General features: G+C 71.4%; 22 protein-coding genes and 1 riboswitch. Of the genes, 18 read left to right on the top strand and 4 right to left on the bottom strand.

Annotated elements, in window-relative coordinates; all coding sequences use genetic code 11:
* Positions 1-75 precede the first annotated feature (75 nt).
* The 3 genes from secD (at position 76) to IWX63_RS07125 (ending at position 5,389) form a co-directional block, all read left to right on the top strand.
* Entirely contained in the window at positions 76-1,821 is a 1,746-nt protein-coding gene (gene secD / locus IWX63_RS07115) for a protein translocase subunit SecD (protein WP_199277460.1), read from the top strand.
* Entirely contained in the window at positions 1,818-2,816 is a 999-nt protein-coding gene (gene secF / locus IWX63_RS07120) for a protein translocase subunit SecF (RefSeq protein ID WP_199277461.1), read from the top strand. The genes secD and secF overlap by 4 nt, the downstream gene beginning before the upstream one ends.
* A gap of 155 nt (positions 2,817-2,971) precedes the next feature.
* On the top strand, positions 2,972-5,389 hold the full coding sequence (locus IWX63_RS07125; RefSeq protein WP_334685706.1) for a RelA/SpoT family protein: 2,418 nt from the start codon (positions 2,972-2,974) through the stop codon (positions 5,387-5,389).
* A gap of 88 nt (positions 5,390-5,477) precedes the next feature.
* On the opposite strand, the gene IWX63_RS07130 is transcribed toward IWX63_RS07125, so the two are convergent.
* Both IWX63_RS07130 and IWX63_RS07135 read right to left on the bottom strand, forming a co-directional pair.
* Entirely contained in the window at positions 5,478-6,131 is a 654-nt protein-coding gene (locus IWX63_RS07130; protein WP_199277462.1) for a hypothetical protein, read from the bottom strand.
* Between the two features lie 100 nt (positions 6,132-6,231).
* Positions 6,232-7,995 carry a DUF349 domain-containing protein gene (locus IWX63_RS07135; RefSeq protein ID WP_334685707.1) on the bottom strand — a complete coding sequence of 588 codons (1,764 nt, stop codon included), beginning with the start codon at positions 7,993-7,995 and terminating at the stop codon, positions 6,232-6,234.
* 357 nt (positions 7,996-8,352) lie between these two features.
* On the opposite strand from IWX63_RS07135, the gene hisS reads away from it, so the two are divergent.
* Complete coding sequence (gene hisS, locus IWX63_RS07140) at positions 8,353-9,681, top strand: histidine--tRNA ligase (RefSeq protein WP_199277464.1); 1,329 nt, start codon at positions 8,353-8,355, stop codon at positions 9,679-9,681.
* A 34-nt stretch (positions 9,682-9,715) separates the two neighbouring features.
* Here hisS and IWX63_RS07145 read toward each other — a convergent pair whose 3' ends face one another.
* Positions 9,716-10,984 carry an APC family permease gene (locus IWX63_RS07145; protein WP_199277465.1) on the bottom strand — a complete coding sequence of 423 codons (1,269 nt, stop codon included), beginning with the start codon at positions 10,982-10,984 and terminating at the stop codon, positions 9,716-9,718.
* 136 nt (positions 10,985-11,120) lie between these two features.
* Here IWX63_RS07145 and aspS point away from each other — a divergent pair, with 136 nt between their 5' ends.
* The 9 genes from aspS (at position 11,121) to hisF (ending at position 19,017) form a co-directional block, all read left to right on the top strand.
* On the top strand, positions 11,121-12,893 hold the full coding sequence (aspS, locus tag IWX63_RS07150) for an aspartate--tRNA ligase (RefSeq protein ID WP_199277466.1): 1,773 nt from the start codon (positions 11,121-11,123) through the stop codon (positions 12,891-12,893).
* Positions 12,894-13,066: 173 nt separating this feature from the next.
* Positions 13,067-13,208: riboswitch (FMN riboswitch) on the top strand.
* A gap of 117 nt (positions 13,209-13,325) precedes the next feature.
* The gene (gene pnuC, locus IWX63_RS07155) at positions 13,326-14,009 is read left to right on the top strand and encodes a nicotinamide riboside transporter PnuC (protein ID WP_199277467.1); all 684 of its coding nucleotides are present in this window, start codon (positions 13,326-13,328) and stop codon (positions 14,007-14,009) included.
* The gene (ribD, locus tag IWX63_RS07160) at positions 14,006-15,097 is read left to right on the top strand and encodes a bifunctional diaminohydroxyphosphoribosylaminopyrimidine deaminase/5-amino-6-(5-phosphoribosylamino)uracil reductase RibD (RefSeq protein ID WP_199277468.1); all 1,092 of its coding nucleotides are present in this window, start codon (positions 14,006-14,008) and stop codon (positions 15,095-15,097) included. The genes pnuC and ribD overlap by 4 nt, the downstream gene beginning before the upstream one ends.
* 38 nt (positions 15,098-15,135) lie before the next feature.
* Positions 15,136-15,789, top strand: a complete 654-nt coding sequence (locus tag IWX63_RS07165) for a riboflavin synthase (RefSeq protein ID WP_199277469.1) — start codon at positions 15,136-15,138, stop codon at positions 15,787-15,789.
* A complete protein-coding gene (gene ribB, locus IWX63_RS07170) occupies positions 15,786-16,433 on the top strand; it encodes a 3,4-dihydroxy-2-butanone-4-phosphate synthase (RefSeq protein WP_199277470.1) in 648 nt (215 codons plus the stop codon). The genes IWX63_RS07165 and ribB overlap by 4 nt, the downstream gene beginning before the upstream one ends.
* Positions 16,434-16,493: 60 nt before the next feature.
* Complete coding sequence (gene ribH / locus IWX63_RS07175; RefSeq protein WP_199277471.1) at positions 16,494-16,979, top strand: 6,7-dimethyl-8-ribityllumazine synthase; 486 nt, start codon at positions 16,494-16,496, stop codon at positions 16,977-16,979.
* A gap of 71 nt (positions 16,980-17,050) precedes the next feature.
* Positions 17,051-17,314: a phosphoribosyl-ATP diphosphatase gene (locus IWX63_RS07180; protein ID WP_199277472.1), complete on the top strand. Its 264-nt coding sequence runs from the start codon at positions 17,051-17,053 to the stop codon at positions 17,312-17,314.
* Between the two features lie 73 nt (positions 17,315-17,387).
* Positions 17,388-18,233: an ATP phosphoribosyltransferase gene (hisG, locus tag IWX63_RS07185; protein ID WP_199277473.1), complete on the top strand. Its 846-nt coding sequence runs from the start codon at positions 17,388-17,390 to the stop codon at positions 18,231-18,233.
* 13 nt (positions 18,234-18,246) lie between these two features.
* Positions 18,247-19,017 (top strand): imidazole glycerol phosphate synthase subunit HisF, encoded by a 771-nt coding sequence (hisF, locus tag IWX63_RS07190; protein ID WP_199277474.1) that lies wholly within the window; start codon positions 18,247-18,249, stop codon positions 19,015-19,017.
* Positions 19,018-19,064: 47 nt separating this feature from the next.
* On the opposite strand, the gene IWX63_RS07195 is transcribed toward hisF, so the two are convergent.
* Complete coding sequence (locus IWX63_RS07195) at positions 19,065-19,706, bottom strand: TIGR03085 family metal-binding protein (RefSeq protein ID WP_199277475.1); 642 nt, start codon at positions 19,704-19,706, stop codon at positions 19,065-19,067.
* Between the two features lie 83 nt (positions 19,707-19,789).
* Between IWX63_RS07195 and hisI the strand changes: the two genes are divergently transcribed.
* The 5 genes from hisI to trpC all read left to right on the top strand — a co-directional run bounded on the left by hisI (position 19,790) and on the right by trpC (position 23,962).
* Positions 19,790-20,248 carry a phosphoribosyl-AMP cyclohydrolase gene (hisI, locus tag IWX63_RS07200; protein WP_199277476.1) on the top strand — a complete coding sequence of 153 codons (459 nt, stop codon included), beginning with the start codon at positions 19,790-19,792 and terminating at the stop codon, positions 20,246-20,248.
* Positions 20,249-20,252: 4 nt separating this feature from the next.
* Positions 20,253-21,806: an anthranilate synthase component I gene (locus tag IWX63_RS07205; protein ID WP_199277477.1), complete on the top strand. Its 1,554-nt coding sequence runs from the start codon at positions 20,253-20,255 to the stop codon at positions 21,804-21,806.
* A complete protein-coding gene (locus IWX63_RS07210; protein ID WP_199277478.1) occupies positions 21,803-22,648 on the top strand; it encodes a Trp biosynthesis-associated membrane protein in 846 nt (281 codons plus the stop codon). The genes IWX63_RS07205 and IWX63_RS07210 overlap by 4 nt, the downstream gene beginning before the upstream one ends.
* Before the next feature lie 237 nt (positions 22,649-22,885).
* Positions 22,886-23,134 (top strand): HGxxPAAW family protein, encoded by a 249-nt coding sequence (locus IWX63_RS07215; protein WP_442859110.1) that lies wholly within the window; start codon positions 22,886-22,888, stop codon positions 23,132-23,134.
* Positions 23,135-23,962 carry an indole-3-glycerol phosphate synthase TrpC gene (gene trpC, locus IWX63_RS07220; RefSeq protein WP_199277480.1) on the top strand — a complete coding sequence of 276 codons (828 nt, stop codon included), beginning with the start codon at positions 23,135-23,137 and terminating at the stop codon, positions 23,960-23,962. It begins immediately after the preceding gene.
* Positions 23,963-24,091: the final 129 nt, after the last annotated feature.

Consider the following 24,091-nt stretch of genomic DNA (forward strand, 5'->3'; position numbering starts at 1 on the left):
GGCGCCGGTACCTGTACCGGCGCCCTCACGATCCACCGGCGCACCCGACGCGCCACTGCATAAGGACATGCCACCATGCCTCGTACCGGCCCCGGGACGGCAGCCAAGCGGACACTCGTCTGGCTGGGCGTACTGACAGCACTGCTCGCTACCCTGCTGGGAGCGGGCGCCCACTGGAGCACCGCGAGCTGGAGCCCGCGCCTGGCCCTCGACCTCGAGGGCGGGACGCAGATGATCCTGGCCCCCCGCGTCCAGGACGGCAGCGAGATCACGCCGGAACAGCTCGACCAGGCGGTGGAGATCATCCGCCAGCGCGTCGACGGGTCCGGTGTCGCGGAAGCCGAGATCAGCACCCAGTCCGGCCAGAACGTGATCGTGTCGCTGCCCGGCACCCCCGACGCGCAGACACGCGACCTCATCCAGGCCTCCGCCCAGATGGAGTTCCGCCCCGTCCTCGCCGGCGGGCCCGGCCAGGCCCCGGCCGCCGAGACGCCCACGCCGGAGGACCAGCTCCCCACGCCGGCCGCCGAGCCGAAGGACGCGAGCGATCCGAACTGGATCACCCCCGAGCTGTACAAGGAGTTTGAGGCCCTCAACTGCCTCGACCCGGCGGCACTGGAACCGGCGGAGGAACCCGCACCCGCCGACAAGCCGATGGTCGCCTGTGAGCCGGACACGCAGGGCAAGTACATCCTCGGCCCCGTGGAGGTGCCGGGTACGGACATCACGACGGCGAGCTATGGGCTCGAGCGCAGCGCGGGCGGCCAGACCCTCAATTCCTGGGCCGTGAACATTGACTTCAACGACGAAGGCACCAAGATCTTCCGCGAGGTCACCGAGCGCCTCTACGCCTTCGGTGAAGGCGATCCGCGGAACCAGTTCGCGATCGTCCTCGACGGCCGGATCGTGTCCGCGCCGACCACCAACGCCGTCATCCCCGACGGCAACCCGTCGATCAGCGGCAACTTCACGGAGGAGTCCTCGGCGGCCCTCGCGGAGCAGCTCAAGTACGGTGCACTGCCGATCAGCTTCGAGATCCAGAGCGAACAGCAGATCTCCGCCACGCTGGGCGCCGACCAGCTGCGCCTCGGGCTCATCGCCGGCCTGATCGGGCTCCTGCTGGTCGCCGCGTATTCGATGTTCCAGTACCGTCTCCTCGGCCTGGTCACCATCGCGTCGCTGGTCGTCGCCGGCATCCTGACCTACCTGGCCATCTGCATCCTCGGCTGGACGGAGAACTACCGTCTCTCGCTCGCCGGCGTCGCGGGCCTCATCGTCGCCATCGGCCAGACCGCGGACTCGTTCATCGTCTACTTCGAGCGCATCCGTGACGAGCTCCGTGAGGGACGCGGCCTCGTCTCCGCCGTCGAGAACGGCTGGCGGCGTGCCAAGCGCACCGTCCTCGCCTCGAAGGCGGTGAACCTGCTGGCCGCGCTCGTGCTCTTCTTCGTCGCCGTCGGCAACGTCCGCGGATTCGCGTTCACCCTCGGCCTCACCGCCATCGCCGACCTCATCGTCGTCTTCCTCTTCACCCACCCGGTCCTCCGGCTCCTGGCGAGGACGAAGTTCTTCGGCGAGGGCCACCCCTGGTCCGGCCTCGATCCGAGCCGCCTCGGAGGCATCCCGCTGTACCGCGGCGCCGGCCGCCTCCGCCAGCCGGGCGAGGGCACCGCGAAGCCGGTCGCCGTCGCACGGACCAAGAACAAGGGCGCCTCGGCCGAGGCCGAGCGGCGCCTCACCATCGCCGAGCGTCGCCGTGCGGAACAGCAGAAGGCCCTCGCGGGCCGCACCGGTTCTTCCCAGAAAGAGACCAACGAATGAGCCGCACGAACTTTGCCACCTTCGGCAACGAGCTGTACTCGGGGAAGCGCTCCTACCCCTTCGTTGCCAAGCGGAACCTCTGGTTCCTGATCGCCGGCATCGCCCTCCTGATCTCGATCATCATCCCCGTGGTCAAGGGCGGCTTCAATCTCGGCATCGACTTCCGGGGCGGCTCCGAGTTCACCGTGTCCTCCACGGGGAACACGGACGTCGCGGTCGGCGAGCGGGCCGTGACCGACGTCGTCCCCGAGGCCGTACCGCGTGTCACCAACATCGCGGGCGACACCATGCGCATCCAGACGGAGCGGCTCTCCGACGACCAGACGCTGAGCGTTCGGGGCAACCTCGCCGACGGATACGGTGTGGGCGAGGACCAGGTCACCTCGAGCTACGTGGGACCCACCTGGGGTGAGGACGTCAGCCGGCAGGCCCTGATCGGGTTCGGGGTCTTCGTCCTGCTGGCCGCGATCCTCATGGCCGTCTACTTCCGCACCTGGAAGATGGCACTCGCCGCGATGGCCGCCCTGGTGGTCGTCATGGTCGTCACCGCCGGGCTCTACTCGCTGAGCAACTTCGAGGTCACGCCGTCGGCGATCATCGGCTTCCTGACGATCCTGAGTTACGCCCTGTACGACACCGTGGTGGTGTTCGACAAGATCCGCGAGAACACCGCGGACATGAAGACCTCCACCGAGCGGACCTTCGCCGAACAGGTCAACCTCGCCGTCAATCAGACGCTGGTCCGGTCGATCAACACGTCCGTCGTCGCGATCCTCCCGGTCGCCTCGATCCTCTTCATCGGGTCCTTCCTGCTCGGCGCCGGTACCCTCCAGGACCTGTCGCTGGCCCTGTTCATCGGCATCATCCTCGGCACCCTCGGGACCATCTTCATCGCCGCGCCGCTCTACGCCGCACTCCGGCTCAACGAGCCCGAGCTGAAGAAGCAGGAGGAGAAGGTGCTCAGCCGACGCTCGCTGGAAGCGGCGTCCGCCTGAGCCGCCTCACGACGCAGCACCGGCATCGGCCGCAGGAGACCCGTCCGGGTCACCTGCGGCCGATGCCGTTCCAGGCCCGGCTAGAATTGGACCGTCGCATGACCGGTGGCATCGCGGGCCCCCAGGGGCCCGGGATCGAGATTGAGGGATGGCACATGGCTGAAGCGGTGAACCCCACGGGAGGGCCCGACGGCGGCCCGGGCGCCTCCACGGCGGGCGGACAGGGTCCGATCGCCACCGACGCTGCGCGCCCCGGACCGTCCCGCGGCCTCGTGCAGCCCGAATCGCCGAACTCCGCACCGTCCGCGACGAGCGCCGACCAGGTGGCTCCCGGCAGGCGTGGGCGGACCCGCGCGCGCATCGCCCGGCTCACCGGCCGCGGGTCCTCCGGCTACTCGCCGGTCCTCGAGCCGCTCCTGCGCACGGTCCGGGCCAACAACCCGAAGGAAGACCTCGACCTCATCCAGCGTGCCTACCTCGTCGCGGAGCGCAGCCACGAGGGCCAGACGCGCAAGAGCGGCGACCCGTACATCACGCACCCCGTCGCCGTCGCCACCATCCTCGCCGAGCTGGGCATGACCGGGACGACGCTCGCGGCCGCCCTGCTGCACGACACCGTCGAGGACACCTCATACACCCTCGAGGAGCTCAAGCGCGACTTCGGTCCCGAGGTGGCCATGCTCGTGGACGGCGTCACCAAGCTCGACAAGGTGTCCTTCGGGGACGCCGCGCAGGCCGAGACGGTGCGGAAGATGGTCGTCGCCATGGCGAAGGACATCCGCGTGCTCGTTATCAAGCTGGCGGACCGGCTGCACAACGCGCGCACGTGGCGTTTCGTCTCGCCCGCCTCCTCCGCCAGGAAGGCGCGGGAGACCCTGGAGATCTTCGCCCCGCTCGCGCACCGGCTGGGCATGAACACCATCAAGTGGGAGCTCGAGGACCTCTCCTTCGCCGCCCTGCACCCCAAGGTGTACGAGGAGATCGTCCGCATGGTGGGGGACCGGACCCCTGAGCGGGAGAAGCACCTCAGCCTCGTCCGGGACCAGATCGAGGAGGATCTGCGCACCGTCAAGATCAAGGCGACGATCACGGGGCGGCCCAAGCACTACTACTCCATCTACCAGAAGATGATCGTCCGGGGTAAGGACTTCGACGACATCCACGACCTGATGGGCGTGCGGGTCCTGGTGGACAGCGTGCGCGACTGCTACGCGACCCTCGGCTCCCTGCATTCGCGCTGGAACCCCCTGCCCGGGCGGTTCAAGGACTACATCGCGATGCCGAAGTTCAACATGTACCAGTCGCTGCACACCACAGTGATCGGTCCGGGCGGCAAGCCCGTCGAGATCCAGATCCGGACCCACGACATGCACCGCCGCGCCGAGTACGGCGTCGCCGCCCACTGGAAGTACAAGAGCGGCGGCCGGCAGCTCGAGGCGCAGGACGGCGGGGACATGGGGTGGCTGCGCAGCCTCGTCGACTGGCAGCAGGAGACCTCCGACCCGAACGAGTTCCTCGACTCCCTGCGGTTCGAGATCAACGCGCGTGAGGTCTTCGTCTTCACCCCCAAGGGCGAGGTCATGGCGCTGCCGGCCGGGTCGACACCGGTGGACTTCGCCTACGCGGTGCACACCGAGGTGGGCCACCGGACCATCGGGGCGAGGGTGAACGGGAAGCTCGTCCCGCTGAACAGCGAACTCAACCACGGTGACTCGGTGGAGATCTTCACCTCGAAGGCCGAGGGCGCGGGGCCGAGCCAGGACTGGCAGGGCTTCGTCAAGAGCCCGCGCGCCCGGAACAAGATCCGGCAGTGGTTCACCAAGGAGCGGCGCGAGGAGGCCGTGGACAAGGGCAAGGACCTGCTGACGCGCGCCATGCGCAAGCAGAACCTGCCGTTGCAGCGCATGATGACGCACAGCGCCCTGATGACGGTGGCGGAGGAACTCCACCACCAGGACATCTCGGCACTGTACGCCGCCGTCGGTGACGGGCACACCTCCGCCCAGAATGTCATCGAGCACCTCGTGGCACTCATGGGCGGCCATGAGGGTGCGGAGGAGACCATCGCCGAGACCGTCGTCGCGACCCAGCCCCGGCGGCCCAAGTTCTCCGACTCCGGCGTGACCGTCCGCGGGGTCGGCGACGTCTGGGTGAAGCTCGCCCGCTGCTGCACCCCCGTCCCGCCGGATCCGATCATCGGGTTCGTCACCCGGGGCTCGGGTGTGTCGGTCCACCGGAGCGACTGCCGCAACGTGGAGGAGCTGCGCGACCAGCCGGACCGGATCGTGCCCGTGGACTGGGCTCCCACGCAGTCGAGCGTGTTCCTGGTCGAGATCCAGGTGGAGGCCCTCGACCGCAAGAGCCTCCTCTCCGACGTCACGAGCGTGCTCGCCGAGAACCACGTGAACATCCTGGCGGCCAACGTGAACACGTCCTCTGACCGGGTGGCCATGTCGCGCTTCGCGTTCGAGATGGGTGACCCCAAGTACCTCAACCACATCCTCAGCGCCGTCCGGCGCATCGACGGCGTGTTCGACGTGTACCGGACCACCGGCTCGCAGCGCCGCTCCTGACGGCACGCACGGGGCGGCGACGACGGCTGAACCTGCGCCGGCCCATCCGGGCCGGCTCATCCTGTGCCCGGTTCATCCTGCGCCCGGCTCATCCTCTGCCGTCCGGCGGCCGTCGGGCGGCCCGCACCCTCGACAGGGCCCGCGTCTTGCCCGGTACCCGGGAGGCGTTGACGAGCGCCGCCTCCACGAGGCGGAGCGGGCAGTCGAGGTCACGGTCCCTGCTGATCGACCGCAGGATCGCCACGGCATCGCGGTCCTCGCCGTGCACCGCGATGTCCAGGGCGGTGCGGAGCGGGGTGGTCACGGACACCCCGCCCACCGTGTTCACGTCGAACGGACCCAGCGCCGCCTGGTGCATGACGGCGGCACTGAAGGGCGGCAACGCCGTGGTGCGACGCCGGTGATCCGTCACGAGGCTGATGACGGCCGGCCGAGGGGCGCACCCGTAGATCCAGGCCGCGCAGGAGCGCCCCAGCGCCACCCGCGGTCGCACCGATGGCGGGACGCTCCGGACAGCGGCCCGCGACCTCGTGGCGGGATCCTCCCGGAAGTCGCTGCGCAGGTAGGACTCGCCGATCACGAGGTGCACCAGACCCTCGAGACGCATGGCCTGCAGCTCGGCCGAGGTGAAGATGTCCCCGGCGTGGAAGAGGGCGCCGCCGGTCGACGTGACCGGGGGGTGCGCCGCTTCCGGGTAGCGTTCCGGAGGTGCTGCGGCGGAGGCACTGTGCAGGGGAGCCATCACCTCAGCATGGGGACTGCACCGCCCACGCAAAAGCCCTCCGGGACCGATGTGGACAAGGGTTCCGGAGGGCTTTCGGGGCTCGCGGGGGCGGAGGGCGCTAGGAGAAGTCCTGCGCCGACCTCTGCAGCATGTCCATCCACTGCTCCCGGGCTGCCAGCGCCTCCCGGGCCGAGGCGATCTTCTTGGCATCGCCGGCGCGTTCGGCGACGGCCAGGTCGTCCTTGAGCTGCGCGATGGTCGCCTCGAGCTGGCTCAGGGCGCTGTTGGTGCGCGCCTTCGTCTCCGGGTTCGTCTTCGTCCACTGCTCGTCGTCGGCAGCCTTGACGGCATCCTCCACCTTGCGGAGGCCGGCGTCGATACGCCCCATGTCGGCGCGCGGGACCTTGCCGGCCTCGTCCCACCGGTCGCGGACGGACTGCAGGGCCTTCTTCGCGGTGGCGAGGTCCCTGATCGGCAGGATCTGCTGGGCCTCCCGCAGCAGGGCCTCCTTGGCCACGAGATTGCCTGCGTACTCCTCGTCGACGGCTTCGTTCGCGGACTTGCGCGCCTCGAAGAAGCGGTCCTGGGCGGCACGGAAGCGAGCCCAGAGGGCGTCGTCGTCCTTGCGGCTGGCGCGCTTGGACGCCTTCCACTCGTCCATCAGGTGCCGGTACTCGGCCGCTGTCTGGCCCCAGTCGGTCGAGCCGGACAGCTGCTCGGCGCGCTTGATGAGCGCCTCCTTGGCCTGCTTGGCCTCGGCGTTGTCGCTGTCCAGCTGCGAGAAGTAGGCGCGGCGGTGGCGGTCGAAGATGGTGCGGGCGGACCGGAAGCGCTTCCAGAGCGAATCCTCCGTGCCGCGTCCCAGCCTCGGCCCGTTCTTCTGGGCGGCCTTCCAGAGCTCGAACAGCTCGTTCATCCGGGTGCTGCTGGCTTTCCACTGCACGGTGGAGGGATCCCGGTTCGCGAGTTCCTCCGCTTCCGCGACGATCGCCTCGCGCGCCGCGAGTTCCTTGGCCTTCAGCTCGTCCTGGACGGCGCGCTCGGCCTTCTCGAGGCCGCCGATGGCCTCGAGCAGGGCGTCGATGCGCGTTTCGAGGGCGATGACATCGCCGACCACCTTCCGTTCGCCGACCTGCGCGCGCAGGTGCTTGGCCGTCTTGGCCATGTCCGACGCCGGCGCCTTGACCTGCACCCGCTGCTCGAGGAGCGCCACCTGGCTCACGATGTCGTCGTACTTGCGCACGAAGTAGGCGAGGGCTTCCTCGCGCGTCGCGTCCGGGTACTGGCCGACCGGGTGCTCCTCGCCGTCGACGAGCAGGAAGACGTGGCCGTCCTCCTCGACGCGGGCGAACCTGCCGGCTTCGGCGAGGGGCGTGCTGTGGGCGACGGGGGCTGCCACCGACGTGGGGGCCTTCAACGGGCGCGGTGCCATCTTCGTGGGAAGCGGCGGGCGGGGCGCGGTCGGCTGCGGCGTGGTGGGCGGCGTCGCCTCCTCGGCGAGGGGCTGAGTGTCGACCGGCACGCCCGAAGGGGCGGCGTCCGAGGGTGCAGCAGACTCTTCCGGCGCCTCGGCTGCTGCGGCGTCCGACGGGGCGGCAGGCTGGGCGGGCTCTGCGGGCTCGACCGGCGCCTCGGCTGCTACGGCGCCCGGGTGCTCCGCTGGCGCCTCGATGGTCGGAGCGGCCGCATCCTCGGCAGGCGTCTCGGCTATCGCGGCGTCCGGGTGCTCGACCTGCTCGGTCGACCCCTCTGCAACTGGTTCCTGCGCAGCCGTGCCGGGCTCTGCCACGACGGATGGTGTGTTGGTGCCGTCGCCCGTCGCAGCATCCTGCTGCGAGTCCTGGCCGATGGTCGTGTCGTCGGATTGCTGACTGTCTGTCACCGCTAGAAGTCTTTCGCTCGTCGGATGGCCGTGAGCAACGCCGGGGCCATTTCGTGCAGGGTCTAGGAGTCTATCGGTCATGCCGGTCGGAGTCCGGCGGCAAGGGCCTTCCGGCCGACCTCGCTGCGCACCCCGCCCCGACCTTGAAACCGGGAACCTGCCCTGAGGCTACTTTACCCACTGGCCCCCGTTCCGCGGCATGGCGGGAGGCCGGCGCACCGGGCTGGACGAACCGCACCCGCCCGGCCCGCGCTTTTCCCGCGGAGGGTACCCGGCACCTAGGATTGAGGCCGCAGAACCGGATCGTCCCGCCGTCGGGGCGAGGACCGGAAAACCCCGCACGAGGAGATCCCCCTAATGGCCCGCAAGGCATCACTGTCCGGCTTTCCTGAGTGGCTCCCCGAGGAGCGCCTGATCGAGCTCCACGTGCTCGAGGTGCTGCAGCGCACGTTCGAGCTGCACGGGTTCTCCAGCATCGAGACACGCGCGGTCGAGACCGTGGACCACCTCCTCCGCAAGGGCGAGATCGACAAGGAGGTCTACGCCGTCTCCCGCCTGCAGGCCGACGAGGCGTCCAGTTCGGAGAGCGGTCTGGCCCTGCACTACGACCTCACCGTGCCGTTCGCACGCTACGTCGTCGAGAACGCCGGCCACCTGGCCTTCCCCTTCCGCCGGTTCCAGATCCAGAAGTGCTGGCGCGGTGAGCGGCCCCAGGAGGGCCGCGCCCGTGAGTTCACGCAGGCGGACATCGACGTGGTCGGCGACGGCGTCCTGCCGTTCCGGTACGACGTCGAACTCGCCCTCGCCGTCGTCGAGGCCCTCGGCGCCCTCCCGATCCCCGCCTTCACGCTGCGCGTCAACAACCGGAAGCTCGCGGAGGGGTTCTACCGTGCGATCGGGCTCGAGGACACCGCGGCGGTCCTGCGCAGCATCGACAAGCTCGAGAAGATCGGCCCCGACAAGGTGGGCGCGCTGCTGCGCGACGAGGTCGGAGCAGACGAGGAGCAGGTGCGCCTGGCCCTCGAGCTGGCAGGCATCCGCACCGCGGACACCTCCTTCGTGGACCGTGTCCGTGATCTCGGCGTCACGAACGAGCTCCTCGAGGAAGGACTCGAGGAGCTCCGGCAGGTCGTCGGCGAGGCGTCGCGGCGTGCGCCGGGCCGGGTGGTCGCGGACCTCAGCATCGCCCGGGGGCTCGACTACTACACCGGGACCGTCTACGAGACGGTGCTCGACGGGCACGAGGGTCTCGGCTCCATCTGCTCCGGCGGCCGCTACGATTCGCTCGCCCGCAAGGGCAACCGCACCTTCCCCGGCGTCGGGCTGTCCATCGGTGTCACCCGGATCGTCTCGCGGATCCTCAGCCAGGGCTTCGCCACGGTCTCCCGCGCGGTCCCGACGGCGGTCCTGGTGACGCTCGCGGACGACGACGCCTGGTCGCAGGCCCAGGACGTCGCGACCGCGCTCCGGAAGCGCGGCATCTCCGCGGAGGTGGCGGCCGGCGCCGAGAAGTTCGGGAAGCAGATCAAGTTCGCCGACCGCCGCGGCATCCCGTTCGTCTGGTTCACCTCCGCCGACGGCTCGCACGAGGTGAAGGACATCCGGTCGGGCGACCAGGTGGCGGCGGACCCCGCCACGTGGACCCCGCCCGCGGACGACCTCCGGCCCGTCGTCGCGAGGGCCTGACCGACCCGTCGCCCGCGCGTCGGGGTCGTACGCTTCAGTCCCGGCGACGACGGCGAACGAGCACGGCAGCCCGCACGGCGACTCCCGCGGCGAGCACCGCGAGCATGGTCAGCACCGACGTCGCCGGCAGCGTGAACGCGAGCACGAGGCAGGCCGCCGCCCCGACGGCGTTGAGCCACCGCGGGGCGTACCACTGCCGGTCGGCGAGCGTGAAGGCGGCGATGTTCGCGATCGCGTAGTACACGAGCACCCCGAAGCTCGAGAACCCGACGACGGTGAGGACATCGGTGGCGAGCAGCAGGACCACGACGACGGCGGCGGTCGCGACGTCCGCCACCCAGGGCACCGCGAAGCGCCTCGAGATGCGGGAGAGCGCCGACGGCAGGTCCCCGGTGCGGGCCATGGCCAGGCTCGTGCGGCCCACGCCGGCGATCAGGGCGAGCAGCGCACCGAGGCTCGCCAGCGCCGCCGCCACGGTGACCACCGTCCCGAGCACTCCGGCGGCCCCGCCGGGCGGCGCCTCCGCGTCGACGACGTCCCGCAGCGGCGCCGTCGAGTCCGCGAGGGCCTCCGGGCCGAGTGCATGGAGCAGCGAGAGCGCCAGCAGGACGTACAGCACGAGGGTGAATCCGAGGGCGCCGAAGATCGCCCTCGGGATGTTCCGGCGCGGTTCCCGGACCTCCTCGCCCATGGTCGCGATGCGTGCGTAGCCGGCGAACGCGAAGAACAGCAGGGCCGCGGCCTGCAGGACGCCGGCCGCGCCCCCCGACCCACCGGAGCCGCCGGCAGTCGAGGGGGCTGCGGGGGCGGTGAAGGCCACGACGATGACGAAGGCCAGGACGGGGACGACGAGCGAGACGATCACGCGCGTCGCAACGGCCGTCCGCGTCACGCCGAGAAGGTTCACCACCGTCAGGCCGACGACGGCGGCCACGGCGGCGGCCTTCTCCGCGCCCGGAGCGGCGTACAGTCCGAAGGTGAGGGCCATCGCCGCGCAGGAGGCCAGCTTGCCGGTGACGAAGCCCCACCCGGCGAGGAACCCGGGCCAGGGCCCGAGCTGTTCCCTGCCGTAGACGTAGGTCCCGCCGCTGGAGGGGTAGCGGACGGCGAGCGACGCCGTCGCCGCGGCGTTGCAGTAGGCGACGAAGCCGGCGATGACCACGGCGACGGGGAGCAGCGCCCCGGCCGCGGCGCCGGCGGGGGAGAAGACGACGAAGGCGCCGGCGCCGATCATCGCGCCGACGCCGACCGTGGTGGCATCGAAGCCGCCCATCGCACGGCGGAGTCCCGGCTGCTCGGTCATGGTCCTCCTCGATGGTTCCGGACCAGGCTGTCCGGCCGGTCAGGGCCGGACCGGTAAAGTTGGACCGGTTTGAACCAACTCTAGGCAGGCGAAGCTCGCCTGCGACTCATCGAACGTATCTGTGGGAAGGAATGCTGTGCTCCGCACGCATGAACTCGGCTCGCTTCGGCCCGAGCACGTAGGACAAACGGTCACCTTGGCTGGATGGGTCGCCCGTCGCCGGGATCATGGCGGCGTCGCGTTCCTCGATCTCCGGGACGCCTCCGGCTTCGCGCAGGTCGTGGTCCGCGAGGAGGACGTGTTCTCGTCCCTGCGCAACGAGTACGTCCTCCAGATCGTCGGCGAGGTCCAGCAGCGCCCCGAGGGCAACGAGAACCCGGCCCTCCCCAGCGGCGCCATCGAGGTCATCGCGGACACCGTGACCATCCTCAACACCTCGGACCCCCTGCCCTTCCAGATCGACGAGCACGTCGAGGTGGGCGAGGAGGCGCGCCTGCGCCACCGCTACCTCGACCTCCGGCGGCCGGGCCCCCAGGCGAACCTGCGCCTCCGTTCCGAGGCCAGCCGGATCGCGCGCGAACTGCTGCACGCGGACGGGTTCGTCGAGATCGAGACGCCCACGCTGACGCGCTCCACCCCGGAGGGCGCCCGCGACTTCCTGGTGCCCGCGCGCCTCGCGCCCGGCTCCTGGTACGCCCTCCCGCAGTCCCCGCAGCTGTTCAAGCAGCTCCTGCAGGTCGGCGGCTTCGAGAAGTACTACCAGCTCGCACGCTGCTACCGGGACGAGGACTTCCGTGCGGACCGCCAGCCGGAGTTCACCCAGCTCGACATCGAGGCGAGCTTCGTCGAGGAGGACGACATCATCGCCCTCGGCGAGCAGCTCGTCGCCGCGCTGTGGAAGCTGATCGACGTCGAGATCCCCCTGCCGATCCGCCGCATGACCTACGCCGAGGCGATGGCGAGGTACGGCTCGGACAAGCCCGACCTCCGCTTCGGACTCGAGCTGACAGAACTGACCGAGTTCTTCAGGGACACCGGGTTCGGCGTGTTCAAGGCCCCCTACGTGGGAGCCGTCGTCATGCCCGGCGGCGCGTCGCAGCCGCGCCGGCAGCTGGACGCCTGGCAGGAGTGGGCGAAGCAGCGCGGCGCCAAGGGCCTCGCCTACGTCCTGATCGACGACGACGGCAGCCTGCGCGGTCCCGTCGCCAAGAACCTCACCGACGCCGAGCGCGAGGGCCTGGCCGGTGCGACCGGCGCGAACCCGGGGGACTGCATCTTCTTCGCTGCCGGCGACCGTGCGTCGTCGCGCGCCATCCTCGGTGCCGCCCGGGTCGAGATCGGCCGACGGACGGGCCTCATCAAGGAGGGCGACTGGGCCTTCGTGTGGGTCGTCGACGCTCCCATGTTCGAGCCGGCCTCCGCTGCCGTCGCCGCGGGCGACGTCGCCGTCGGAGGCGGTGCGTGGACGGCCGTCCACCACGCCTTCACCTCCCCGAAGCCCGAGTTCCTCGACACGTTCGACACCGATCCGGAGAACGCCGTCGCGTACGCCTACGACATCGTCTGCAACGGCAACGAGCTCGGCGGCGGGTCCATCCGAATCCATCAGCGCGACGTGCAGGAGCGCGTCTTCGCGGTCATGGGCCTCGGCAAGGAGGAGGCGCAGGAGAAGTTCGGCTTCCTGCTCGAGGGCTTCAAGTACGGTGCGCCCCCGCACGGCGGCATCGCCCTGGGCTGGGACCGCGTGGTATCGCTCCTCGCGGGGACTGACTCCATCCGCGATGTCATCGCGTTCCCGAAGTCGGGCGGCGGGTTCGACCCCCTGACCGCGGCGCCCGCGCCGATCACGGCGCAGCAGCGCAAGGAGGCCGGCGTCGACGCCAAGCCGAAGGCTGCCGCCGAGGGCTGATCCGCACTCCTCTCCCCAAAAATGCAGCGCCGGCGGGTGCGGGTTCATCGCATCCGCCGTCACTGCGTCCTGGGGTCTCTCGGGAGGGGCCCGGCAGCACGGCTCCTGCGCTCTCGGACGAATTGTGACCGCTGGGCGGAGGGTTCCGATGCGCTGTGAAATAATCGGGGGAGTACGTGCTCCGGGGTCGGTGTAAGTCCGAACCGGCGGTGATAGTCCGCGACCCGCCCAACGTCCCGCACCCGCGGGATGGCGGCGGTTGAGCCGGTGGAATTCCGGGACCGACAGTCAAAGTCTGGATGGGAGAAGCACGAACAGCAGGGACTCACCGCTGCCCGTCGTCGGGTTGCGGCACCTGTCGTGGCACGAGCCGCGGCGGGACGTCCCTTCTGCTGCCGTTGCCCGGAGCCGTCGACCCGGTGAAGGATCGGCATGGATTTTCTGCAGTGGCTCTTCGAAGCCCGCATCCCCGTAGGCAGCGGTTCCGTCCTGCTGCGCGAAGTGGTGGGCAACATCTTCGGTCTCCTCAGCGCCTTCGGAGGCATGCGCCGGCGCGTCTGGGCCTGGCCTGTCGGGATCATCGGCAATGTGCTGCTCCTCACCGTCTTCCTCGGATCCCTCTTCGGCGCCGCGAGCGCCGCCAACCTGCTGGGGCAGGCAGGCCGGCAGGTCATGTTCATCGCCGTCTCGATCTACGGGTGGCGCCGGTGGAGGGCCAGCCGCGACCACGGCGGCCAGGCCGTCGAGCCACGCTGGGCCGGGACGAAGGCGCGCATCGGCATGGTCTCGTTCATGATCGTCGGTACCTTCGCCCTGACCCCCCTGTTCCGCGTGCTCGGCTCGTACGAGCCGGTCTGGGCCGACGCCTGGACGTTCGTCGGGTCCCTGCTCGCCACCTACGGCATGGCCAAGGGATGGGTGGAGTTCTGGCTCGTGTGGGTCGCCGTGGACATCGTCGGGGTTCCCCTGCTGTTCAGCGCGGGCTACTACGCCAGCGCCTTCATGTACGTGTTCTACGGGGCGTTCACCCTCATCGGCTTCTTCGTGTGGGCACGCGCCCAGCGCACCGCGAAGCCGAGCATCGAAACCCTCCTCCCGGATCCGACGCTGCGATGAGCACGACCCCCGGCACCCGGGCCACCCCCGCGGAGGCAGCCGCCATGCTGCGCGCCCTCGACCTCGCCGGCCGCGGGGTGCGCGGCGCCAACCCCCTGGTGGGCGCCGTCCTGCTCTCCGCCGACGGCGCCGTCCTCGGTGAGGGCCACCACCGCGGGGCGGGCACGCCGCACGCCGAGCCCTCCGCCCTCGCCGATGCCCGCCGGCGCGGCAACGACCCGCGCGGCGCCACCATGGTCGTGACGCTGGAACCGTGCAACCACACCGGCCGGACCGGTCCGTGCAGCGAGGCACTCATCGACGCGGGCGTCGCCCGCGTGGTGTACGCGGCGGACGACGTCAACGGTGCCGCCGCCGGTGGGGCCCGGCGGTTGCGGGACGCCGGCGTGGACTGCGTCGCGGGCCTCGAGGCCGCCCGTGCGCGGCACCTCAACCAGCGCTGGACGGCGTCCGTCCTCGCGCGGCGCCCCTTCGTCACCCTCAAGTCCGCCCAGTCCCTCGACGGGCGCGCGGCTGCCCGCGACGGCTCCAGCCAGTGGATCACGGGCGCGGACGCCCGCGCCGACGGCCACCGGATCCGCTCCCTCGCCGACGCTGTCCTCGTCGGCACCGGGACCGTCCTCACCGACGATCCGCGCCTCACGGCCCGCGCCGGCTCCGCGCAGGCCGCGCAGGACGACGCCGGCCCGGCCGCGCCGGCGCAGAACCCCGGCCTCCGCGTCGTCCTGGGGCACACCCCCGTGCCCGACGACGCCCAGGTGCGGGGCGAGGGCTTCCTCCACCTGGCCACCCGGGACGTGGAGGCGGCACTCGGCGAGCTCCACGCCAGGGGAGTGCGGCACATCCTCGTCGAGGGCGGCCCGCGCGTCGCCTCCGCGTTCCTCCGGGCCGGGGTGGTGGACGAGCTGTTCAGCTACGTGGCGCCGCTGATCCTCGGCGACGGGGCTCCCGCCTTCCCGGACCTCGGCGTCGGCACCCTCGCCGAGGCCGTCCGCTGGGCGCTGGACGACGCCGGCGGTCCCGCCGTCCGGCAGTTCGGCCCCGACGTGAGGCTGCACTTCGGGCCTCCACCGCCGACCGCCGTTTGACCCGGCACACCCGCCCACCACTCGCGAAGGAAGTACCAGTGTTCACAGGAATAGTGTCCGAGCAGGGCAGCGTGGTCTCCCTGGAGGTCACGCCCGACGGCGAGAGCGCGCTCCTCGTCTTCGAGGCGCCCGGAACCGGCCGTGACCTCGCCCCGGGCGCCTCCATCGCCGTCAACGGGGTCTGCCTGACGGCGGTCACGCTCGACGGCGGCCGCGTGGGCGTCGACGTCATGGGGGAGACCCTGCGCCGCACCACCACGGGCGGGCTGCAGCCCGGCGCTCCCGTCAACCTCGAGCGATGCGTCCCCGCCGGCGGGCGCCTCGACGGCCATGTGGTCCAGGGCCACGTGGACGGCATCGGCGAGCTGCTGGAGCGCGAGGATCTCGGCGCCTGGCACCGTCTCCGCTTCGGACTGCCCGCCACCCTGGGACGCTACGCCGCGGAGAAGGGGTCCGTCGCGATCGACGGCGTCTCCCTGACCGTCACCGCGGTGAGCCCCCCCGAGGACGGCGAGCAGTGGTTCGAGGTGGGGCTCATCCCGACCACCCTCCGGGAGACCGGCCTCGGCGCGAAGGCGATCGGCGATCCGGTGAACCTCGAGATGGACGTGCTCGCGAAGTACGCCGAGCGCCTCCTCGGCTTCGCCGCCGTGGACGCCCGGCGGGACCGGGCCGCCGGGGGCACGCCGTGACGGGGACCGCACCGGTGCGCCTCGATCCGATCGGCGACGCCGTCGCCGCCATCGCGGCCGGCCGCGCCGTCGTCGTGGTGGACGACGAGGACCGCGAGAACGAGGGCGACATCGTCTTCGCCGCGGAGGATGCGACGCCCGCCCTCGTCGGCTGGACGGTGCGCTGGACGTCGGGCGTGCTCTGCGTGCCGCTGCGGTCCGACGACGCCGACCGCCTGCTCCTGCCGCCCATGACGGCGGTCAACGAGGACTCGAAGGGCACGGCCTACACGGTCTCGTGCGACGCCGCGACGGGCGTGAGCACCGGCATCAGCGCCGCGGACCGCGCCCGCACGGCGCAGGTGCTGGCCGATCCGGGCAGCGGCCCCCTGGACCTCACCCGGCCGGGCCACGTCTTCCCGCTGAGGGCGGCGCCCGGCGGCGTCCGCGAGCGTCCAGGGCACACCGAGGCCGGTGTGGAACTCAGCGTCCTGGCCGGCAAGCGCCCGGCGGCCGTCATCGCAGAACTCGTCCACGACGACGGCGACATGATGCGCCTGCCCGCGCTGCGTCGCTTCGCCGACGAGCACGGACTCCCCCTCGTCTCGATCGAGGACCTCGTCGCGCACCTCCGGGCACGCGAGGACCGCCGCGACAGCGCCTGACCCGCAGGACACCCTGCTGCACCCGCAGCATCCCGGCAGTACACGAACCGAAGGAGAACCATGAGCGGCCACGGAGCACCCAGCATCGACATCAGCGCACTGTCCACCCAGGACGGCGCGCCCCTGCGCCTTGCGATCATCGCCGCGAGCTGGCACACCGAGATCATGGACGGGCTGCTCGACGGCGCCCGCCGCGCCGCGGCGGAGGCCGGCGCCGAGGTCACCGAGGTCCGGGTGCCCGGCAGCTTCGAACTGCCCGTCGCGGCCGCGCGCCTCGCGCCCCGGTTCGACGCCGTCGCGGCCCTCGGCGTCGTGATCCGCGGCGGCACGCCGCACTTCGAGTACGTGTGCCAGGCGGCCACGTCGGGCCTCACGGACGTCAGCGTCCGCACCGGGGTACCGGTGGGCTTCGGGGTGCTGACGTGTGACACCGAGCAGCAGGGACTGGACCGGGCCGGACTGCCGGGCTCCTCCGAGGACAAGGGGCACGAGGCCGTCTCGGCCGCCCTGGCGACGGCCGCCGTGCTCCGCGCGTCGGAGCGATGAGCACGGAGGCGTCCGTCACAGGGCCCGGCCCGCGTGCGGCGGCGGCTGCGCGAGCCGATAACCTAGGAGGTGTGAAAACCTTTGATTCCCTGTTCGAGGAACTCAGTGCGAAGGCGGTCGAGCGCCCCACGGGCTCGCGGACCGTGGCGGAGCTCGACTCGGGCGTGCACGGCATCGGCAAGAAGGTCGTCGAAGAGGCCGCCGAGGTGTGGATGGCCGCCGAGTACGAGTCCGTCGAGGACGCCGCGGAGGAGATCTCCCAGCTGCTCTACCACCTGCAGGTCCTGATGATCGCGAAGGGACTCACGCTGGAGGACGTCTACAAGCATCTGTAGCCGCACAGGGCGCCCCACGCACCCGCCCGCGGCTCCTGCCCGTCCCGTCCTCCCGACCAGCGAAAGATCCCTCATGCTCCGTGTAGCAGTCCCCAACAAGGGCGCCCTCTCCGAGGCCGCCTCGTCCATGCTCGCCGAGGCCGGCTACCGCCAGCGCCGCGACTCCCGCGAGCTGGTGCTCGTCGACCCCGAGAACGAGATCGAGTTCTTCTTCCTGCGCCCGCGTGACATCGCGGTGTACGTGGGCTCGGGGACGCTCGACGTCGGCATCACCGGCCGCGACCTCTTCCTCGACGCCCAGGTGAAGGCCGAGGAGCTCATGCAGCTCGGCTTCGGCGCCTCCACCTTCCGCTTCGCCGGACCCGTCGGGGACTTCTCCTCGCTGGAGCAGCTCGAGGGCCGACGCCTGGCGACCAGCTACGAGGGACTCCTGAACGACTACCTCGCCGCGCGCGGCATCACCGCATCGGTCGTGCGCCTCGACGGCGCCGTGGAGTCCTCGGTGCGCCTCGGCGTGGCCGACGCCATCGCCGACGTCGTCGAGACCGGCAGCACGCTCCGCGCCGCCGGCATGGAGATCTTCGGTGAGCCCATCCTGCAGAGCGAGGCCGTGCTGATCGGCCGGTCGGGCGCCGAGGCACCCGCCGGCCTCGACGTGCTGCTGCGGCGCCTGCAGGGCGTCCTCGTGGCCCGCCAGTACGTGATGATGGACTACGACATCCGGAAGCACCTCGTGGACGAGGCCGCGGCCCTGACGCCGGGTCTGGAATCCCCGACGGTCTCGCCGCTGCGCGACTCCGAGTGGGTCGCCGTCCGTTCCATGGTCAAGCGCCACCAGACCAACCGGATCATGGACGAGCTGTACGAGCTCGGCGCGCGCGCCATCCTCGTCAGCACCATCCACGCCTGCCGGATCTAGGGGAACGGCAGCCATGACCGTCGCAGTCCGCGTCATCCCCTGCCTCGACGTCGACGCCGGGCGCGTGGTGAAGGGCATCAACTTCGAGGACCTGCGCGATGCCGGCGACCCCGTGGAGCTCGCGCACCGGTACGACCGGGCCGGCGCCGACGAACTGACCTTCCTCGACGTCACCGCCTCCTCGGGCAACCGCGAGACCACGTTCGACGTCGTCGCCCGCACCGCGGAGGAGGTCTTCATCCCGCTCACCGTGGGCGGGGGAGTCCGCGAGATCTCCGACGTCGACCGCCTTCTGCGCTTCGGCGCGGACAAGGCGTCCATCAACACCGCCGCCGTCGCCCGCCCCGCCGTCATCGACGAGATCACCGCGCACTTCGGCGCGCAGGTCCTCGTGCTGTCCCTCGACGCGCGGCGGACGCGGGACGCGCGCACGCCGTCCGGTTTCGAGGTCACCACCTACGGTGGCCGCAAGGGCACGGGGATCGACGCCGTGGCCTGGGCGAAGGAGGCCGCGGACCGCGGCGTCGGGGAGATCCTGCTCAACTCGATCGACGCCGACGGCACCAAGGAGGGCTTCGACCTGGAACTCATCCGCGCCGTGCGCGCTGCCGTCGGGGTGCCCCTGATCGCCTCGGGCGGTGCGGGTAAGCCGGAGCACTTCCCGCCCGCGGTGGCGGCCGGCGCCGACGCGGTGCTCGCCGCATCGGTGTTCCACTTCGGCCCGGTGGACGCGATCGCACAGGTCAAGGCGGCCATCCGCGCAGCAGGTTTCCCCGTCCGCTAGGGGTGCCGGGTACGGACGCCGGGAGGCGTCCGGCTCCGGTCCGGGGCTCAGATGCCGACGTCGGCGCTCTGGAGCAGGGCGACGGCGTCCGGCTGACCCTCGAAGGTGACCAGGGCCTGGCCGCGTCCGTGCGCGTGCATGAGCAGTTCACCCGGGTCGCCGACGATCGCCACCGACACCGGTGCGCGCCTGGCGACGTGCCGGGCCCCCTCGGGGCGCACCAGCACGATCCCCAGGTCCACGCCCCGGTAGAGGAACGCCGCACGCTTGACGAGTTCCTCCCAGAGGGCGTTCGCGTACTCGACGTCGAGGGCCCGTGGCGCCCAGCGCGTCGTGGCGCGACGGACGTCCTCCGTGTGCACGAAGTACTCGATCAGGTTGGCGCTCCTGTTGATCGCGCCGACGCGCATCGGCGACAGCGCGGGCGGGCCTGCCAGGAAGCGGCTCACGAGGGCTTCGTAGGCCGCGGGCGAGGCCGCCCGTTCCGCCGTCTCCCGCGTGGCGCGCTCCGTCACGGGGGAGAGCTTCCGGATCACCATCCCGAGACCCAGGGCGGGCCGGTGCTCCCGGAGGTAGAGGTGCGCTGCCAGATCGCGAGTCTGCCACCCCTCACACAGGGTGGGGGCGTCGGGGCCGGCTGCAAGGAGCGTCTCGGCCAGGACCTCGCGGGACGGGGTTACGTAGTGCATCACTGCTGAAAGTAGCATGGAGGGCCCGCTCGGGGGCAGGGCCCTCCGCCGCTCGTGCGTCGCCCGCACTAGAATCAGGACTGATGCTCTCCTCTTCCTCCTCCCCGAACCACGCCGGCACCTCCGCCGACTCCGCCGATCCGATCGCCCCCGGCGCCGGGGGAGACGGCCCCGTCCTCGATCCCGCGATCGCCCGCGCGCTCAAGAAGGACGACGCCGGGCTCGTCGCCGCCGTCGTCCAGCAGTACGACACCCTCGAGGTGCTGATGCTCGGCTGGATGGACGAGGAGGCGCTGCGGCGCACCCTGGCCACCGGTCGCGTGACGTTCTACTCGCGGTCCCGCGCGGAGTACTGGCGCAAGGGCGATACCTCCGGGCACCGGCAGTGGGTCAAGGGCGTGGCCCTCGACTGCGACGGCGACGCCCTGCTCGTGACCGTGGACCAGGAGGGCGCCGCGTGCCACACGGGCACCCGCACATGCTTCGACGGCAGGGCCCTGCCCGTCGAGACCGCCGATCGTCCCGACTCCGAAGGACTCTGACTCCATGCAGCAACTGGGCACGATCAGCCCCACCCTCGAGGAATTCCGCGAGCTGGCCCGGGCCCGCCGTGTGGTCCCCGTGCACCTGACCGTCCTCGCGGACGCGCACACCCCGATCGGCATCTACCGCAAGCTCGCCGCCGGGCAGCCCGGGACATTCCTCATGGAATCCGCCGCCGTCGGCGGGGTCTGGTCGCGGTACTCCTTCATCGGCTCGCACTCGCGCGCCACCCTCACCACGCGGGACGGGCAGGCGCACTGGCTGGGTGAACCCCCGGCCGGCGTCCCCGTCGGCGGGAACCCCGTCGAGGCCCTGCGCCTCACGGTCGAGGCGCTGCGGACCGAACGCTTCGAGGACCTCCCCCCGTTCACCTCCGGGATGGTCGGCTTCGTGGGATGGGAGGCGGTCCGGCACTGGGAGCGGCTCACGAGCCCCCCGGAGGACGATCTCCTCCTGCCCGAGCTCGCGATGTGCCTCGTGTCCGACCTCGCCATCCACGACAACTCGGCAGGTTCCCTCACCCTGGTCGCCAACGCGATCAACTTCGACAACACCGACGAGCGCGTCGACGAGGCCTGGCACGACGCCGTCGCACGTGTCCAGGAGATGCTCGCGAAGCTCGTCGCACCCGCCGAGCTCGCCGTCTCTGTGATGGCGGCCGACGCCCGGAGCGCCGAGGCGTCGATGGACCGTGTCCGCGAGTCGTGGTTCCAGCCCGACTACCTGGCGGCGATCGAGCGCGGCAAGCGGGCAATCGTCGACGGCGACGTCTTCCAGGTGGTCATCAGCCGGCGCTTCGAGATCGAGTGCGACGCCTCCGCCCTGGACGTCTACCGGATCCTGCGCACCACGAACCCCAGCCCCTACATGTACCTGTTCAGCCTCGAGGACGCCGACGGGCGGGGCTATTCGATCGTGGGCAGCTCGCCCGAGGCCCTCGTCACGGTGACCGGGGACGAGGTCATCACCCATCCCATCGCCGGATCGCGGCCCCGGGGGAGGACCACGGAGGAGGACCGCGACCTGGCCGTCGAACTCCGCGCCGACACCAAGGAGAAGGCCGAGCACCTCATGCTCGTCGACCTCGCCCGCAACGACCTCTCCAAGGTGTGCACCCCGGGCAGTGTCGACGTCACGCAGTTCATGGAGGTGGAGAAGTTCAGCCACATCATGCACCTGGTGTCCACGGTGGTCGGTCGGCTCGCGCCGACGAAGAGCGCCTACGACGTCCTGGCGGCGACCTTCCCGGCCGGCACGCTCTCCGGAGCGCCGAAACCGAGGGCCCTGCGCCTGATCGACGAGGTGGAACCGCACCGGCGCGGGATCTACGGTGGCGTGGTGGGCTACCTGGACTTCGCGGGCGACATGGACATGGCCATCGCCATCCGGTCGGCCCTGCTGCGGGACGGCAAGGCGTACGTGCAGGCCGGCGGCGGTATCGTCGCCGACTCCGTGCTCGAGGCGGAGGCGCTCGAGACGGTCAACAAGGCTGCGGCGCCGCTCCGGGCGGCGCTGACCGCGGCCGGGCTGCGCCCGGCGACGGCGGACGTCCTGTGAGCGCCGCCGAGCGCAGCTCCGCGGGTCGCTTCACGCGCCGCGGCATCGTCGTACTGGGGATCGTCGTGCTCGCGCTGATCGCGTTCGGCACGACGACGCAGACCTGGCTCACGGTGCGCCTGCCGCAGGACGCCGTCCAGACCCCCGACCTCGCCATCGCCGGCAGCGACGCGGCGACGCCCGTGACGGCGTTCGCCCTCGTCGCGCTGGCCGCTGCCCTCGCCGTCTCGATCGCCGGCCGTGTGGCCCGCTGGATCATCGCCGTCATCCTCGTCCTCTCGGGGGTGGGCATCGCGATGTCCAGCGCAGCAGTCGCGCTGGATCCCTCCTCCGCCGCCGAACCCGCCGTGGGAACGGCGATCGGTGTGAGCGGCCTGGCAGGAGCCGACGCAGCGTCCACGGCCATGCCCTGGCTCGCCGCCGCGGCCGGGGTCCTCCTGGTGCTCGCCGCCGCCTGGGTGGTGCTCGCCGGGCGGACCTGGGGAGTCAACCGGCGGTACGACGCCGGGGCATCCCGCACGGTCCACGCCGCCCCGGGAAGCGCGCAGCCCGGAGCGCCGGCTTCCTCGCCGGGCGACGTGCCGCCCGGCGTCGTGCCCGGGGCAACGGACGCCTCCCCGGATGCGACGCCTGGTGCCCGTCCGGACGCCGCCGTCGACCCGGGCACGGCACCGGACGCCTCCCCGAGCTCTCCGACGGACCCCCGGATGGACCCCTCGACCGGCGAGCCGGAACCCGAGCAGGCCGGGCAACGACCGGCGCGGTCACAGCGAGGGAGCGCGCACGCCGATGAGATCGACAGCTGGGACGAGCTCTCGCGCGGCAACGACCCGACGCGCTGACCGGCAGCACCGGCCCGACGCGGTCCGCCGGCGGATCCCGGCCCGGTGGGGCCCGGACGCAGACCCCGCCATGACCAGACCACCAGCCCCGTCCACCAGCCCTGCCGGAGCCCGCGGCGTGCCGCCGTGCCGCTCCATCAATGGCAGAATGGGACACGACCCGTTCGAAGGAGATTACCCATGGCATCCGAGACCCGCGCCAGCGCCACCCGCAACACCCCGGCCAGCCACGCCCAGATGGGTGACGAGACGATCGGCCACGGCAACAGCCCCGCCGCGTGGACCTGCGTGCTGATCATGCTGGTCGGCGCCGCCATCGCATCCTTCGCCTACATCCTCGCGAGCACCGAGGGCAACCACGACTTCGGGACCCTCCTGTTCTGGGGCGGTATCGGGATCATGGTCGTCGGACTGATCGTCGGTTTCATCATGCGCAAGATCGGCTACGGCGTGGGTGGATCGAAGCTCAAGAACAACGGCCACTAGATGACGGTCCTCGACGACATCATCGCCGGCGTCCGCGAGGACCTCGCGGAGCGCCGGCGCGCGCTGCCCCTCGACGACGTGCGCGCGGCCGCCCTCGCGGCCCCGGCGCCGCTCGATGCCTTCGAGGCCCTCGGTGCCGGACGCGGCGGAACCGTGATGGTCATCGCCGAGGTGAAGCGCAGCAGCCCGTCCAAGGGCGCCCTCGCGGACATCGCGGACCCGGCCGCACTGGCGGCCCGATACGAGCAGGGGGGTGCGGCGGTGATCTCCGTGCTCACCGAGCAGCGGCGCTTCGGCGGATCGCTCGCCGACCTCGACGCCGTCCGCGCGGCGGTGGCGCTCCCCGTGCTCCGTAAGGATTTCACGGTCGACGAGTACCAGATCTGGGAGGCGCGCGCCCACGGCGCCGACGTCGTCCTGCTGATCGTCGCGGCACTCACCGACGAGGACCTGGGCGCGTTCCTCGCGCTCACCACCCGGCTCGGGATGCACGCGATCGTGGAGACGCACACGGCCAACGAAGTACGGCGGGCCGTGGCCGCCGGCGCCGCGATCATCGGCGTGAACGTCCGCAACCTGAAGACCCTCGACATCCACCGCGGAGTCTTCGCGGAACTGGCGCACCTCATCCCGTCGGGGACGGTCGTCATCGCCGAATCAGGGGTCCGCGACGCCTCCGACGTCGCCGACTACGCTGCCAGCGGTGCGCATGCCGTCCTGGTGGGGGAGGCCCTCGTCCGCCACAGCGACCCGGCGGCGACCATCGGCGGGTTCACGCGCGCGGGCATGGAGGCCTGGCAGGGCATGGACACGCCGGCACACGGCTGACGGATCTCCACACGCCGGACCCCCGCCGATCGCACCGGGACCCGGCAGGGTCCCGAGGCCGGTGTGACGCGCAGGACAGGACAGCGAGCAGCACACGGACCGGTCACCCCCGGTCCGCCAGGGACCCGG

It is taken from the genome of Arthrobacter sp. CAN_A2, assembly GCF_015752045.1.
In the GTDB taxonomy this organism is placed as follows: Bacteria; Actinomycetota; Actinomycetes; order Actinomycetales; family Micrococcaceae; genus Arthrobacter_D.

Excerpts from the sequence above, each read along its gene's own strand:
- IWX63_RS07130 (WP_199277462.1), bottom strand. The coding sequence starts at position 6,131 with ATGGCTCCCCTGCACAGTGCCTCCGCCGCAGCACCTCCGGAACGCTAC.
- secD (WP_199277460.1), top strand. The coding sequence starts at position 76 with ATGCCTCGTACCGGCCCCGGGACGGCAGCCAAGCGGACACTCGTCTGG.
- hisF (WP_199277474.1), top strand. The coding sequence starts at position 18,247 with ATGACCGTCGCAGTCCGCGTCATCCCCTGCCTCGACGTCGACGCCGGG.
- ribD (WP_199277468.1), top strand. The coding sequence starts at position 14,006 with ATGAGCACGACCCCCGGCACCCGGGCCACCCCCGCGGAGGCAGCCGCC.
- ribH (WP_199277471.1), top strand. The coding sequence starts at position 16,494 with ATGAGCGGCCACGGAGCACCCAGCATCGACATCAGCGCACTGTCCACC.
- hisI (WP_199277476.1), top strand. The coding sequence starts at position 19,790 with ATGCTCTCCTCTTCCTCCTCCCCGAACCACGCCGGCACCTCCGCCGAC.
- IWX63_RS07145 (WP_199277465.1), bottom strand. The coding sequence starts at position 10,984 with ATGACCGAGCAGCCGGGACTCCGCCGTGCGATGGGCGGCTTCGATGCC.
- IWX63_RS07125 (WP_334685706.1), top strand. The coding sequence starts at position 2,972 with ATGGCTGAAGCGGTGAACCCCACGGGAGGGCCCGACGGCGGCCCGGGC.
- trpC (WP_199277480.1), top strand. The coding sequence starts at position 23,135 with ATGACGGTCCTCGACGACATCATCGCCGGCGTCCGCGAGGACCTCGCG.
- hisG (WP_199277473.1), top strand. The coding sequence starts at position 17,388 with ATGCTCCGTGTAGCAGTCCCCAACAAGGGCGCCCTCTCCGAGGCCGCC.
- IWX63_RS07195 (WP_199277475.1), bottom strand. The coding sequence starts at position 19,706 with ATGCACTACGTAACCCCGTCCCGCGAGGTCCTGGCCGAGACGCTCCTT.
- IWX63_RS07205 (WP_199277477.1), top strand. The coding sequence starts at position 20,253 with ATGCAGCAACTGGGCACGATCAGCCCCACCCTCGAGGAATTCCGCGAG.
- hisS (WP_199277464.1), top strand. The coding sequence starts at position 8,353 with ATGGCCCGCAAGGCATCACTGTCCGGCTTTCCTGAGTGGCTCCCCGAG.
- IWX63_RS07215 (WP_442859110.1), top strand. The coding sequence starts at position 22,886 with ATGGGTGACGAGACGATCGGCCACGGCAACAGCCCCGCCGCGTGGACC.
- pnuC (WP_199277467.1), top strand. The coding sequence starts at position 13,326 with ATGGATTTTCTGCAGTGGCTCTTCGAAGCCCGCATCCCCGTAGGCAGC.
- secF (WP_199277461.1), top strand. The coding sequence starts at position 1,818 with ATGAGCCGCACGAACTTTGCCACCTTCGGCAACGAGCTGTACTCGGGG.